The sequence below is a fragment of the Streptomyces mirabilis genome (assembly GCF_018310535.1).
GTDB lineage: Bacteria > Actinomycetota > Actinomycetes > Streptomycetales > Streptomycetaceae > Streptomyces.
In genome coordinates this window covers 5,154,167-5,167,134 of the sequence record NZ_CP074102.1, presented here as the reverse complement: position 1 = coordinate 5,167,134, position 12,968 = coordinate 5,154,167, and the positions used below count along the sequence as shown (strand labels likewise).

The 12,968-nt window shown below is 72.8% G+C and carries 9 protein-coding genes; 1 reads left to right on the top strand and 8 read right to left on the bottom strand.

Annotation, left to right across the window (positions count from 1 at the left end; translation table 11 throughout):
- Window positions 1–83 precede the first annotated feature (83 nt).
- The 6 genes from manA to SMIR_RS22890 all read right to left on the bottom strand — a co-directional run bounded on the left by manA (window position 84) and on the right by SMIR_RS22890 (window position 6,853).
- Window positions 84–1,235, bottom strand: coding sequence for a mannose-6-phosphate isomerase, class I (gene manA, locus SMIR_RS22915; RefSeq protein WP_168492214.1), 1,152 nt, complete (start codon window positions 1,233–1,235; stop codon window positions 84–86).
- 83 nt (window positions 1,236–1,318) lie between these two features.
- A complete protein-coding gene (locus tag SMIR_RS22910) occupies window positions 1,319–2,446 on the bottom strand; it encodes an SIS domain-containing protein (protein ID WP_168492216.1) in 1,128 nt (375 codons plus the stop codon).
- Between the two features lie 81 nt (window positions 2,447–2,527).
- Window positions 2,528–2,698: a Trm112 family protein gene (locus SMIR_RS22905; protein WP_168492218.1), complete on the bottom strand. Its 171-nt coding sequence runs from the start codon at window positions 2,696–2,698 to the stop codon at window positions 2,528–2,530.
- A 479-nt stretch (window positions 2,699–3,177) separates the two neighbouring features.
- Entirely contained in the window at window positions 3,178–4,539 is a 1,362-nt protein-coding gene (locus SMIR_RS22900; RefSeq protein ID WP_168492224.1) for a phosphomannomutase/phosphoglucomutase, read from the bottom strand.
- A 147-nt stretch (window positions 4,540–4,686) separates the two neighbouring features.
- Window positions 4,687–6,303, bottom strand: coding sequence for an L-lactate permease (locus SMIR_RS22895; protein ID WP_168501072.1), 1,617 nt, complete (start codon window positions 6,301–6,303; stop codon window positions 4,687–4,689).
- A gap of 175 nt (window positions 6,304–6,478) precedes the next feature.
- Window positions 6,479–6,853: a DUF3499 domain-containing protein gene (locus SMIR_RS22890; protein WP_211118721.1), complete on the bottom strand. Its 375-nt coding sequence runs from the start codon at window positions 6,851–6,853 to the stop codon at window positions 6,479–6,481.
- 352 nt (window positions 6,854–7,205) lie between these two features.
- Here SMIR_RS22890 and SMIR_RS22885 point away from each other — a divergent pair, with 352 nt between their 5' ends.
- The gene (locus SMIR_RS22885; RefSeq protein WP_168501073.1) at window positions 7,206–7,655 is read left to right on the top strand and encodes a metallopeptidase family protein; all 450 of its coding nucleotides are present in this window, start codon (window positions 7,206–7,208) and stop codon (window positions 7,653–7,655) included.
- A gap of 81 nt (window positions 7,656–7,736) precedes the next feature.
- Here SMIR_RS22885 and SMIR_RS22880 read toward each other — a convergent pair whose 3' ends face one another.
- Window positions 7,737–9,236 (bottom strand): DUF5719 family protein, encoded by a 1,500-nt coding sequence (locus tag SMIR_RS22880; RefSeq protein ID WP_168492225.1) that lies wholly within the window; start codon window positions 9,234–9,236, stop codon window positions 7,737–7,739.
- The gene (locus SMIR_RS22875) at window positions 9,233–12,904 is read right to left on the bottom strand and encodes a glycosyltransferase family 2 protein (RefSeq protein ID WP_212727309.1); all 3,672 of its coding nucleotides are present in this window, start codon (window positions 12,902–12,904) and stop codon (window positions 9,233–9,235) included. The genes SMIR_RS22880 and SMIR_RS22875 overlap by 4 nt, the downstream gene beginning before the upstream one ends.
- Window positions 12,905–12,968 lie beyond the last annotated feature (64 nt).

Below are 12,968 nucleotides of genomic sequence, written 5' to 3'. Positions count from 1 at the left end.
TCCGGGCTTTGCCCGCCCTTTGCGGTGGGCCATTGTTGCAGCCCGGTCCGACGGCGGTACGTCTGGCCGTCACAGTCGCCTCGTCAGGCCACCACTGTCGCACGGAAGATCGTGCCGGACCCGGACACCTCCGCCTTTTCTCCCGCCGGTACGAAGACCGACTCGCCGGGGGCGAGCGTGTTGCCGTCGGCGCGTACGGAACCCGCCGTGCAGAGCAGGATCTGTGGGGTGCCGCGCGTGAGGTCGTGCGGGGTGGCGCCCTCCGCGAGGGTGTACCGGGAGAGGCGGAACTCGTCGATGGGGGTCGCGTAGACCTCCTCGCCGTCGGGGGACGCCTCCGGGCGCAGGACGCCGGGGTCGCTCGCCTCGAAGCGGACGATGCGCAGGAGTTCGGGGACGTCGACGTGCTTGGGGGTCAGACCGCAGCGCAGGACGTTGTCGCTGTTGGCCATGATTTCGACGCCGAGGCCGTTCAGATAGGCGTGCGGGACGCCGGCGCCGAGGAACAGGGCCTCGCCGGGCTGGAGTTGGACGTAGTTGAGGAGCATCGCGGCGATCACGCCGGGGTCGCCCGGGTAGTGGTGGGCGATGTCGGCGTAGGGGGCGTAGGCGCCGCCGAGACGGTCGCAGGCGGCCGCGGCCTCGGTGACCGTGTGGGCCATGTCGTCGGGGTCCGCGCTCAGCACCGCGGTCAGGACCTCGCGCAGCGCCGCGTCCTGCGGGTGGGCGTGCAGGAGGTCGACGTACGGCTTGAGGGAGTCGACGTCCAGGCGCGCGAGCACTTCGGCGGCCTCGTCGGGGCTGCGGAAGCCGCACAGGCCGTCGAACTCGGTGAGGGCGCAGATCAGTTCGGGCTTGTGGTTGGCGTCCTTGTAGTTGCGGTGCGAGGCGGTTATCGGGATGCCGCGGCGCTCCTCGTCCTCGTACCCCTCCTTCGCCTGTTCGAGGTTGGGGTGCACCTGGAGGGAGAGGGGCGCGCCCGCGGCGAGGATCTTGAGCAGGAACGGCAGGCGGGGGCCGAACTTGGCGACGGCCGCGCGACCGAGTTCCTTCTCAGGGTCCTCGCCGATGACCTCGTCGAGGGGACCGCGCGCCGTGCGGGAGGGAGCGCCCGGGTGGGCGCCCATCCACATCTCCGCCTGCGGTTCACCGGTCGGCTCGACGCCGAGCAGCCGCGGGATGGCGGTGGTCGAGCCCCAGGCGTAGGGGCGGACGGTGTTGTCGAGGCGGTCCATGTGTGTCGTTCTCTCCGTACGTGCGCTGCGCTGGTCAAGAGTCCCGGGTCGGCCGGGGCCGATCGGGATGCCTGGCTACAAGATCAGGCCCCTGAAGCGAGCGCCAGGTAAACGGCGGCGAAATCCGTGACGGCGATCAGTTCCGCGAGGGTTTCGAGGTCGCCGCCCTCCTCGGGTTCGAGCTCGCTGATCGCGGTGTCGTGGCTGAGGGCCAGCTCGCGGGCGGCGGGCCCGGCGGTGAGGCCGCCGGCCGGGCGGTCGCGCAGGAGGACCACACGTGCGTGGAGGACCTGCTGCTCCTCGACGCGGTCGCGGAAGAAGTCGTCGGGGTCGGCGGCCGCGGCCAGCGCGCCCGAGAGCAGGACGCTGTGGGCGGCGAGCGCTTCGGGGAGTTCCGCGGTGAGGGCGGGGCGACCGGCCAGTTCCGCGAGCGCGGCGGTGAAGCGGCGGCCCGCGGGGCCCGCGGAGGTGCCCTCCGTCCAGATCACCGGGAGTGCTTCGGCGAGCTCGGCGGCGAGCGTCTTGGCCGGGTTGCTGTAGGGCGCGATGGCCGGGCCGCAGCGTTCGGCGACGCGGTCGAGGCGGTCGGCGACCTTCTCCAGCGCCTCGGGCGGGGCGGAGACCAGGCCGGTGCGGTCCAGCAGTACGAGCAACGGGGTGAGCAGGGCCCACAGGACGCCGGGGGCGGAGGCCGCGAGGGGTTCGATCGGCTCGTACGGGGCGGTCGCCATCGGTACGAACAGGCCGTGCGTGCCCTGCACCACCTCCACGATCGGGGTGCCGGCGGGGGCCACCGCTACGACGGAGCAGCCGCGCCGGTATGCCTGCTCGACCAGGAGTTCGAGGCCTGGTTCGCTGCCGTCGGGGGTGGCGATCAGCAGGAGGTCCACCGGGCCCGCCCAGCCGGGCAGCTCCCAGCGGAGAGCACCGGAGGCGGGGGCGACGCCGGTGGGGGTGAGCCGGGTGATGGGGCAGCTGGCTCCGGCGAGTGTGCCGAGCAGTTCGGCGACGCCGGTGGCTGCCAGGCCGGGGCCGGCGATCAGGACGGCGCGTGGGCGGCCGTCCGGCTTCAGTTCCGCGATTCCGGCTTCCGTGGCGTGCCGGACTGCGGTACGCACACGGGCGCCGGCCTCCGCGGCGCCCCGGAGCAGCTCGCGACGGTCGGCGCGGGCGAGCGCCTCTGGGTCGTCGAGCAGCGATTCGTCGAGCATGGGTCGGCAGCCTCCCGATCGCCGGTGTGTTGCCTCTGTCGCCTGATTCGCCTGTGGGGTGGGTGTCGCCGGTGAGGGTGTTTACCCGGGGCGGCGGGCCTCGTCGACGAGGAGTACGGGGATGCCGTCCCGGACCGGGTAGGCGAGACCGCAGCCCTGGCCCGTGCAGAGCAGCTCGCTCTCCTGCTCCTTGAGCGGGGCGTGGCAGGCCGGGCAGGCGAGGATCTCCAGGAGGCCGGCTTCGAGCGGCATGGGGTGTCCTTTCGAACAGGGTGGATGCGGCCTGGTCAGCGTACCGCTGTGGGGGGTGGGGTGCCGGGGTGTGTGGGCGGGGTGATTTCGCCCCCGCCGCCCCTGCCCGACCCATCCCCAGGGGCTCCGCCCCCTCACCCCCGCCAGGGGGCGCTGCGCCCCCTGGACCCCCGCATCGGCCTGAACGGCCTCGCCCTCAAACGCCGGACGGGCTGAAAGATGCGGGCCGGGGTGGGTGGGGCATCGGTCTCTGACCTCGGCCTCAAACGGCGGACGGGCCGGAGGTGCAGGCCGGGGTGGGTGGGGTTCGGGCTTTGGCCTTGTGCTCACGCGCCGGGTGGGGATTGGCTTCCGGCCCCGGCCCCGGGCTGGCAACGCCGTGTGGGCCGGGGCTTTTGGGGGCGCGGGGAACTGCGCGAGCGGATCCACACCCACCCCGTGGTCGGACGACCGTCGGGGGGAAACGGCACCCGGGGTGTTCAGCCCCTGATGATTTCCAGGATCTCGTCGCGTACCTTCGCCATCGTCGCCTCGTCCTTCGCCTCGGCGTTCAGGCGGAGGAGGGGCTCCGTGTTGGAGGGGCGGACGTTGAACCACGAGTCGTCCGAGGTGACGGTCAGACCGTCGAGCTCGTCGATGGTGACACCCTCGCGGCCCTCGTACGCGGCCTTGATCGCGGCGAGACGGGCCGCCTGGTCGTCGACCGTGGAGTTGATCTCGCCGGAGCCGACATAGCGGTCGTACTCGGCGACGAGCTCGGAGAGCGGGCCGTCCTGGCCGCCGAGAGCGGCGAGGACGTGCAGGGCGGCCAGCATGCCCGTGTCGGCGTTCCAGAAGTCGCGGAAGTAGTAGTGCGCGGAGTGCTCGCCGCCGAAGATCGCGCCGGTGCGGGCCATCTCGGCCTTGATGAAGGAGTGGCCGACGCGGGTGCGGACCGGGGTGCCGCCGTGCTCGCGGACGACCTCGGGCACCGACCAGGAGGTGATGAGGTTGTGGATGACCGTGCCGCCGCCGTGCTTGCCGAGTTCGCGGGCGGCGACCAGGGCGGTGATCGCGGACGGGGAGACCGGGTCGCCGTTCTCGTCGACGACGAAACAGCGGTCCGCGTCTCCGTCGAAGGCGATGCCGATGTCGGCGCTCTCCTCGCGCACGCGCTGCTGGAGGTCCACGATGTTCGCCGGGTCCAGCGGGTTCGCCTCGTGGTTCGGGAACGTGCCGTCCAGTTCGAAGTACATGGGTACGAGGTCGAGGGGAAGGCCCTCGAAGACCGTCGGCACCGTGTGCCCGCCCATGCCGTTGCCCGCGTCGACCACGACCTTCAGGGGGCGGATGTGGGTCAGGTCGACGAGCGAGCGGAGGTACGCCGAGTAGTCCTCCAACGTGTCACGCTGCGTGATCGTTCCCGGTGTGGCGTCGGAGGTCGGGAGGCCCGAGTCGAGCCAGGACTCGACGAGTTCGCGGATCTCGGCCAGGCCGGTGTCCTGGCCGACCGGGGCGGCGCCCGCGCGGCACATCTTGATGCCGTTGTACTGGGCGGGGTTGTGCGAGGCCGTGAACATGGCGCCCGGCAGGTTGAACGCACCGGACGCGTAGTACAGCTGATCGGTGGAGCACAGGCCGATTTCGGTCACGTCGACACCGCGTGCCGCGGCTCCGCGTGCGAAGGCGCGCGACAGGCCGGGCGACGAGGGCCGCATGTCGTGCCCGATCACGATGGCGTCCGCTCCGGTCACCTGGACGAAGGCCGCCCCGAACAGCTCGGCCATCGACTCGTCCCACTGGTCCGGGACCACCCCGCGTACGTCGTACGCCTTCACGAGCTGCGACAGATCAGCAGTCACGGCCAACCTTCCAGAAGTCCACTTCGGTCGCCCCAAACTACCCGTACCGGCTGACAGCCCGGCGTGAAGGGGCCGATCGGACGCTCACCCGTCATCTGGGAGGCCCCAGCGTCACCCGGGGGTAACGCACGGGGTCGAATCCGGCCGTCAGGGCAGCATCCAGCCGAGGACCGGTGAGCTCTGGCCCAGCACGATCAGACACATGATCAGCAGCAGCCCGGCGCTCCATGGGAGCACTTTGCGCAGCAGGTCGCCCTCACGGCCCGCGAGCCCGACCGCCGCGCACGCGATGGTCAGGTTCTGCGGCGAGATCATCTTGCCGAGCACTCCGCCCGAACTGTTGGCGGCGGCGAGCAGTTCAGGAGACAGCCCCGACTCGTGGGCCGCGCTCACCTGGAGGGCACCGAAAAGGGCGTTCGCCGAGGTGTCGGAGCCGGACACCGCCACGCCGAACCAGCCCAGAACGGGTGACAAGAAGGCGAGCCCCGCTCCGGCCGCCGCCACGAAGTGGCCGATCGTGGCCGCCTGTCCGGAGAGGTTCATGACGTAGGCGAGGGCCAGCACGGACGTCACGGTCAGGATCGCGAACCTCAACTCGTGCACCGTCGCCGCCCATTCCTCGACCGCCACACGCGCGTGCACCCCGAGTACGACGGCCGTGCACAGTCCGGCGAGCAGGACGAGGGTGCCGCCGGTCGACAGGAGCGGGAGCGTGAGGACATTGCCCCCGACCGGCTTGCCCTCGGGGGTGACGACGTCCAGGAAGGGCCAGTCGTACGTACGGGTCGCGTGCGCCAGCCAGTCCTTGACCGCCGGGATCTGCGCGATCGAGAAGATGACGACGATCAGCGCGTACGGGGCGTAGGCGCGCACGACCTCGGGGCGCGGATCCTCCTGGTCCAGGTCCTCGCTGCGTACGCCGGTCAGGACCGCCGCTCGTACGGGCTCGGCGGCGGGCCTGCGCGCATGCGGTACGGCGACCAGGGCGGCGGCGCCCGCCAAGGACGCGCCGATGTCGGCGAGTTGCGCGGAGACGTAGTTCGAGGCGGCGAACTGGGCGGCGGCGAAGGCGACTCCGCACACCAGGGCGGGCACCCAGGTCTCCCGCAGCCCGCGCCGGCCGTCGACCAGTCCGACGAGCACAAGGGGCACGACGAGGGCCAGTAGCGGGGTCTGACGGCCGACTACGGAGGCGACGGAATCCAGTGGCAGGCCCGTGACTTGGGCGAGTGTGACGACCGGTGTGCCCATCGCGCCGAAGGCGACCGGTGCGGTGTTGGCGACGAGCGCCACCACGGCCGCGCGCACCGGGTCGAAGCCGAGCGCGACCAGCATCACCGAGCAGATCGCGACGGGCGCGCCGAAGCCCGCGAGGGCTTCCAGGAGCGCGCCGAAGCAGAACGCGACGACGAGTGCCTGGATGCGCGGGTCGTCGGACAGCCGCCCGAACGAGCGGCGCAGGACGTCGAAGTGCCGGGTGCAGACGGTCATCCGGTACACCCACAGGGCGTTGACGACGATCCACAGGATGGGGAAGAGGCCGAAAACGGCCCCCTGGGCGGCGCTGGAGAGTGTCTGGCCGACCGGCATGCCGTATGCGAGCCAGGCGACCAGTGACGCGGCCAGGAGGCCGATGAGTCCGGCCCGGTGCGCCTTCATGCGGACGCCGCCGAGCAGGACGAGGACGATGACGAGGGGCAGGGTCGCCACGAGGGCGGAGAGGCCCAGCGAGTCGGCCACGGGTTCCAGTTTCTGGACGTACACGGGCGCCTCCCCGGATTCCGCCACGCGGGGGATTCCGCGATGCGGAAAGCGTTTTCTCGCGGACGGGAAAATGGTCGTGTCCGCGACAAGCCCTCGTCAATGGGCGTGCACGACTCGATGGAGCCGAGGGAGGAAGCTCAGTGGGGTCGCCCCGGGATACGGAGGGGGCGGACGCTCAGTTGTCCGGCGAGCGCAGCACCCGTAGGTGGCCGCGGCGCGCGACCTCCATCGGGTCCGCCGAGCGGGCGCCGCCACCCGCCTCGGCGGTGCGCTGCTGCGGCCTGGCCGCCTCGCGCACCGCGTTGGCGAGCGCTTCCAGATCGTCACCGCTGGGGCGGGAGGGAGCGGAGGCGTCGGCGAGCCGGACGACCTCCCAGCCGCGCGGCGCGGTGAGGCGCTCGGAGTGCTCGGCGCACAGGTCGTAGCAGTGGGGTTCGGCGTAGGTGGCGAGCGGGCCGAGGACCGCGGTCGAGTCGGCGTAGACGTACGTCAGCGTCGCGACGGCGGGGCGGCCGCAAGCGGTTCGCGAACAGCGACGTACAGGGCTCACGACGTTGGACGGTACCGCACTCTTGAGCGGGCCGCGACGACTCTCCCCCCGGTCACCCCACCGTGTCGTGCTGTGAGTCCGCCCACACAAGCCTTCGGACCGCCCGCTCTGACCTGGGGCGACATCCCGTGGCGAGATGCCGAACAGACCTGAATCCGGTCACCACTTGGTGCAAACCACGTCAATTGCCATGTGAGCGACGGTCCTGGAGGGATACGGAATCGAGCCCAAGCTTGGCTGGAATGGTCATCCTGCGACATCCGGAACGTTCGCCGGGCTTCCTGCCCCGGGCCGCGGGCCGCCGCGTGGGGGCCGGGCGCGCGGACCTCGTGGGGACTACTCTTCGTCAGTGATGGACACCCCCGTACCGCCCACCGCCGCCGCACCCGGGCCCCGCCGTCGTGATCGCCACGGAAGGGGCATGCGCGGCCCCGTCGCGCCGCCCCAGGTGCCGCTCGCCGCGAGCCGCGCCGAGGTCTTCGCGGACCTGGTGCAGGACTCCGTGGAGCGGCTGGAGCGGCGCTGGCCCCAACTCGCCGACATCGATTTCATGGTCCTCGAAGTGCCCCGCCTCGGCGGCTCCGGCGAGGGCTGGAGCGACGAGGCGGTGCCTCTGGGGGGCACGATCCCGGCGTTCGAGGACCATCCCGCGCGTGTGGTCGTCTACCGTCGCCCGGTCGAGATCCGCACCAAGGGCCGCGACGAGCGCGCGGCGCTGGTGCACGAGGTCGTCGTGGAGCAGGTCGCGGAGCTGCTGGGACTGACACCGGAGACGGTGGACCCACGCTACGGCGAGGACTGAGGCCCACCCGAGCACTACCGGGAGCACGGTCGGCGCGCCACCGGGTCCCCCTTGAGGACCCGGTGGATCACCCCTACGGGATCACTTCTTCAGCAGCACCGACAGATCCTGGTCCGCCTCCGGCACCGCCACCGTCCCGCGGTCGTCCGGGAGGGTCTGGATCGTGAACCCCGGGACACCCTCCTGGGCGGAGGCGAGGGTCCGGGAGGCGTAGACGGGGCCTCCGGAGACGGGCTCGACCGTCAGGGCGTACGTCCCCTTGAGACCGGCCGGGACCGGTGCGTCGATGTCCTGGGTCGTACCGCCCTTGATCGTGTACGTCTTCGTCGTCGCCGTACCGCCCTCGCTGCCGGCGGACGCGGTGACCTTGACCTGGGCGCTCCGGCCGGGGGCGGACAGGGCGAGCGTGGTGCCCTTGGAACTGTTGTCGGCGACCGTCGCGCGCGCACCGACCGGGCTGGTGGCCGGGATGAACGCCATCTCCTGCTTGCTGCCCTTGCCGCGCACCACCTGCAGGGCCGCGACGACCGGTGCCGAGGTTCCGGTGGAGGTGAGCACCAGGGAGCCCGCCTCGCCGCGCGTGACGTCACCGAGGTCGGCCGCCGCGGTCATGCCGGCCTTGACGTGCAGCGTCTCGTTCCCGGCCGGTGTGATCAGGCCCGAGGGCGAGGCGAGGCGGATCTTCAGGTCGGCGTCCTGGTCGCCGGGCGCGAAGGCGACCAGCCGCACGGCCGTGGCGTCCTTGGGGATGCCCGGCATGACGAGGCTGCCCGCCGGGTCGGTGGAGGCGGCCAGCCAGTCCCCGCCGATCTTGTCGTCCAGGGCCTGGACGGCGGCGCCGACGCGGCCGCTGCGGACGGTCACGTGGACGGTGAGGTCGGTCTGCTGCCCGCTCGCGAGCGTGCTCAGCAGGAGCGGCTCGCTGGCGTGCGGCTGGACCGTGATGCCCTCGCCCACCGTCGACTTGAGGGTGCCGTCCTTGCCGTACAGCTCGACGTCGACGACGGCCGCCGAGTCGTCGGGGTTGGTCAAGTGCACATAGTCGGTACGGCCGGTGGCGGTGCTGACGCCCGGGAACCAGAACTCGGTGTCCGGGGCGGTGCAGTTGGTGCCGAGCAGACCGCGGCCGGTGCCCGCGGCGACCGCGGTGGTCTCCTGGACGGTCCAGCCGGGCGCGAACTTGCCCTCGGCGGTGCCGACGAGGGCGGGCGGCTCGGCTCCGGAGCCGTCACCGGTGGCCGGCTTGCCGGGCTCCGCCGGCTTCAGGGCGGCCTTCACGGTCTTCTTGCCGGTCTTCTTGCCGCTCGCGGAGTCCGCCGACTCCTCCGCCGCGGCCTGCAGTTCGGCCTTGCCGCTGTCGGCGGTGCCCTGGGTGACGGGCGTGAACGACGTGTACGCCGTCTCCGCGATCTCGGAGGTGCTGGGCTGCGGGCAGAGCAGGCTGGTGCGCTCCACGGGCTGCTGGGTGGCCGCCTTGGCGGTGTTGTCGCCGGAGGCGGCCGGCGCGTTGAGCGAGGCGAATCCGGTGACGGCGGCGAGCGCGGTCGCGCCGGCGATCAGGGACAGGGTGGTGCGGTTCACTGCTGGCTCCCGTCGGGGCGCTCACTGTCGGTGCCGTGCGGCGGCTGCGGGGGCGTGTTCGGGTCGTAGGCGGCGTCGTAGCCCTGGCCGGTCCCGTCGTAGCCCTGGTACGTCTGCATCGGGTCGTACGCTGCCGTGCCCCCGTAGGCGTACGGGTCGTACTGGCCCGCCTGGTAGGGGTCCGCCTGGTACGGCTGCTCGTAGGTGCCCGCCGGGTACTGCTGCCGGCCCTGGTACTGCTCGCCGCCGTAGCCGTACTCGGCGCCCGCGTAGGTCGACGAATCCCACTCGTCGTATGCCTGCTGCTGCGGGACCGACGCGGGCGTCTGCTCGGCCTCCTCCTCCGGAGGAGGAAGGGCGCCCTCTTCCTGGACGGCCTGGTCGGACTGCTCCGCCTCGGCCTCGGCCTGGGCGCGCAGACGGCGGGCGCGGCGGCCCTCGCCCGTGGCGTCCTGGGCCGGGACGACCGGCTCCTCGGGGAGGTCGTCGTCGACGTCACGGCGCCGCCCGGGCAGGGCGAGGACCACGAGGACGACGGCGAGCGCGCCTTGGGCCCACAGCCAGCCGGTGTGGCTCATCGGGGCGTCGAAGGTGACGTCCAGCCTGCCGCCGCTCGCGGGCAGTTCGAAGCCCTGCGCCCAGTCGTCGACGGTGGTGCGAGTGAGCGGCTTTCCGTCCAGGGTCGCCGTCCAGCCCGCGTCGGCCGTGTCGGCGAGGCGCAGCACGCGGCCCTCTCCCCCGGAGGGGATGGTGGTGTGCAGTTCGACGGGTCCGGCGGCGATGGACAGGGCCTCGCCGGACTTGGGGACGATCGAGGCACGCGAGACCTGGCTGTCCAGGCGCCACAGGGCGCTGCCGTCCTGCTGGCTGAGCCGGGTCAGGCCCGGGGTGGCGTCCAGAACGCGGCTCATCTCACGGGGCGCGCCCTTGCGGACCAGGACGTAGCGCACGGCGAAGCCGCCGAGCTGGTTGGCCTGGTCGGCGCCGGAGCCCGCGACAAGGTTGGCGACGACCTTGTCGAGCTTCTTGTTCTCGCCGCCCTCGGCCGCGAGTTCACCGTCGCCCATGCGGGCGCCGGAGCCGCGGACGAGGGTGTAGCCGACGCGGGCGCCGGAGTCGCTGTCGAGGACGAGGGTGCGGGCCTGGTCGCGGGTGCCGCTCTCCTCGGCGACGAACGCGGGCACCTGCACCGGGTCGCGGCGCTCCACGGGACCGTCGGCGCCGCCGAGGACCCATCCGGCGGCCACCAGCAGCGGGCCGGCGGCCGAGGCGAACGCGATGAGCGCGGCGACCGGCTGACGCCAGCCGAAGCTCTGCTCTGCCACCCGCGCGCGTGCCCCGTCGGCACCGACCGTGGCGGCGGCGAGCAGTGCGAGGCCGTAGACGAGGGTGGCGGGTCCCGCCCAGGCCGACTTGTTGGACAGCACGGCGAAGACGAGCGCCACCAGGGCGACGGCCCAGGCGGCCCACACCGCTCGCTGCCGCTCGCTGCGCATCAGGGCGGCCAGGGCCGCCAGCACGATGCCGATGAGCATCAGCCCGCTGACCGTGCCGGGACCGCCGGGGCTGGCGCCGAGCAGGTCGAGCGCGGAGGCCGCGCTCGCGCCGTAGGGCATCCCGGCTTCCTTGAAGAAGCCGAACGGGAGCAGCGTCAGCGACCAGGGGGCGAGGACCAGCAGCGGGGTGCCGAGCTGGGCCAGGAAACGCGGCCCGTAGGCGGTGATCTCCTTTCGGCGCACTACGAGGAGGGCGATTCCGAGGACCAGCGCGATGGGCCACACGATCGGCGTGAACGCCGTGGTGAATGTCAGCAGGAGGGCGTACGCCCAGGTGGCGCGCCAGCTGCCGCGCGCTCCGGAGGAGTGCGCCAGCCCGCTGGCGGCGATGCTCGCGCGCGCGATGAGCGGCAGCAGGATCGCGAGGAAGGCGGTGCCGATGCGGCCGCCGGCGAGGGCGCCGGCCGCGGCGGGCAGGAAGGCGTACACCACGGACGCCCAGGCGCGCAGCAGGCGCGACTCGACGAGGGGGCGCGAGGCGAAGTACGCGGCGAAGCCGGCCAGCGGGACGGAGGCCACCAGGAGCACGGTGACCGCGAGCCCGGTGGAGCCGAGGAGCAGGGAGGACAGCAGGGCGACGAGCGCGAGGTACGGCGGCGCGGTCTCCGTGCCGCCGGCGCCCACCGGGTGCCAGCCGTCGACGTAGCGCGACCACAGCTCGGAGGCGTCGGCGGGCGCGGGCAGCAGCGCGCCGCCCGCGAGCGATCCGCTGCCGAGCAGGCCGCGGCAGGCCAGGAGGGAGACGAACAGCAGCACCAGGAAGAGCATCGGGCCGGGGTTGCGGGCGATGCGCTTGAGCCGGGCGAACTGCTCGATCTGGAGGAAGTCGGCGTCGTCGCCGCCGGGTCCGGACTCGACCGCGCCGCCGTGCCGTCCGACGCCGGTGGTGGCGTCGGGGTCGTCGCTGCCCATGAAGTTGCCCGCGACCTGCTCGACCGTGGCCCGCACGGTGGCGCCGGGCGGCGGGAACAGGGCACGCAGCTCGCCCTTGTCGACCTGGGGGCGACCGCGTCTGCGGCGGCCCGCGAGGATCCGCTCGGGGCGCAGCAGGGTGCCCAACAGGCCGCGGATCTCGTCGACGGCCTGTCCGGGGACCTTGCCCACGAGGTAGGCGACGGTGCGCAGCAGGGTGCCGAGGACGAGCCGGATCAGGATCCAGGGCAGCTGTGCCGTACGGGCGTTGACGAGGAGGGTGTAGACGGCGCCCGCCTTGTCGACCTTGTGCGGGGAGGCGGCGGTGCGGCCCACGCAGTCGACGGTGCGGCGCTCGCGGGAGGCGGCCTCGGCGTGCCGGACGACCGCTTCGGGGGCGACGAGGACGCGGTGCCCGGCGGCGTGGGCGCGCCAGCACAGGTCGACGTCGTCACGCATCAGGGGCAGTCGGCGGTCGAAGCCGCCGAGTTCCTCGAAGACGTCGCGCCGGATCAGCATGCCGGCGGTGGACACGGCGAGCACGGGGTGGACGTGGTCGTGCTGGCCCTGGTCCTGCTCGCGGCGGTCCAGGCCCGTCCAGCGGCGGCCGGAGTTGGCGATGGTGACGCCGACCTCCAGGAGCGCTCGCCGGTCGTACCAGCCGCGCAGCTTGGGGCCGACCACGGCGACTTCCCTGCCGAACTCCTGCTCGCTCTCCACGACCCGGAGCATCTGGGCCAGGGCGTCGGGTTCGGGGGCGCTGTCGTCGTGCAGCAGCCAGAGCCACTGCTCGGGCTCGCCGTGCGGGAGCTCCGGCATGTCGTAGGCGTCGTCGCGCCAGGTCCGGGTGACCGGGTCCCAGCCGCTGGGGCGCTTCAGATAGGGCAGGTCGTCCGGGGTGAGCATGCCGGCGCCGCGGATGGCCTCCTCGACGGCCTGGCCGAAGCCGGTGCGCCGGGCGAGGTGCAGCACCCGGTCGGCGCCGAGTGCGTCGGTCAGCAGCAGGGCGGAGTCGTCCGCGCTGCCGGTGTCGGCCGCCACCGCGTTCTGCACCGGGCGCTCCTGGCCGAGCAGACCGGCGAGCGCTTCGGGCAGCCAGCGGGCGCCGTCGTGGGAGACGAGGACCGCGGTCACCACGTGGCGCGGAAACTCAGGTGTGGCGGCGTCGTGTGGGACTGCCGAATGGCTGTGCACGGACATCGAGGTACGGGCCCCGGTTCGATGGACTGCGGTGGACGCCTGTGTCCAGCGGGGACAGCGGGAC